The 1,188-nt window shown below is 47.3% G+C and carries 1 rRNA gene; it reads left to right on the plus strand.

The window, feature by feature from the left end:
- A 23S ribosomal RNA gene (locus tag L1S46_RS26210) occupies positions 1-1,188 on the plus strand; the annotation flags it as partial.

A 1,188-nucleotide genomic window follows, 5' to 3' on the forward strand; every position in this document is an offset into this window, starting at 1 on the left:
ATGGTGAATGCCTTGGCATCAGGAGCCGATGAAGGACGCGATAAGCTGCGATAAGCTTCGGGTAGACGCACATAGTCAGAGATCCGAAGATTTCCGAATGAGGAAACTCACATGGGAAACCCCATGTATCATAAAGTGAATACATAGCTTTATGAAGGTATACCCAGGGAACTGAAACATCTAAGTACCTGGAGGAAGAGAAAGAAAAATCGATTTTCTTAGTAGCGGCGAGCGAAAAGGAAAGAGCCCAAACCAGAGATTTATCTCTGGGGTTGCGGACAGAACATAACGAGAAATCATAGTTAATTGAACACAACTGGAAAGTTGGACCACAGTGGGTAATAGTCCCGTAAGTGAAAACTATGATAATCAGTTCTGCACCAGAGTACCACGAGACACGTGAAACCTTGTGGGAAGCAGGGAGGACCACCTCCCAAGGCTAAATACTACCTGATGACCGATAGTGAAGCAGTACCGTGAGGGAAAGGTGAAAAGAACCCCGGGAGGGGAGTGAAATAGAACCTGAAACCATGTGCCTACAACCGATCAGAGCACCTTATGTGTGTGATGATGTGCTTTTTGTAGAACGAGCCAACGAGTTACGGTATGTAGCGAGGTTAAGTACTTAAGGTACGGAGCCGAAGGGAAACCGAGTCTTAATAGGGCGACTAGTTGCATGCTGTAGACCCGAAACCGGGTGACCTATCCATGGCCAGGTTGAAGCGAGGGTAAAACCTCGTGGAGGACCGAACCACGTTGCTGTTGAAAAAGCATGGGATGAGCTGTGGATAGCGGAGAAATTCCAATCGAACTCGGATATAGCTGGTTCTCCTCGAAATAGCTTTAGGGCTAGCGTCGGAAAATGTGAGTAGTGGAGGTAGAGCACTGAATAGGCTAGGGGGCATAGCGCTTACCGAACCTTATCAAACTCCGAATGCCACATACTATCAGTCCGGCAGTCAGACTATGAAAGATAAGTTCCATGGTCAAAAGGGAAACAGCCCAGATCGTCAGCTAAGGTCCCAAAGTGTAAGTTAAGTGGAAAAGGATGTGGGATTTCTAAGACAACTAGGATGTTGGCTTAGAAGCAGCCACTCATTAAAAGAGTGCGTAATAGCTCACTAGTCAAGAGATCCTGCGCCGAAAATGTCCGGGGCTCAAACTTACCACCGAAGCTACGGGTTCACG

Origin of the sequence: Clostridium sp. YIM B02500, assembly GCF_022324665.1 — a bacterium.
GTDB classification, from domain to species: Bacteria; Bacillota; Clostridia; order Clostridiales; family Clostridiaceae; genus Clostridium; species Clostridium beijerinckii.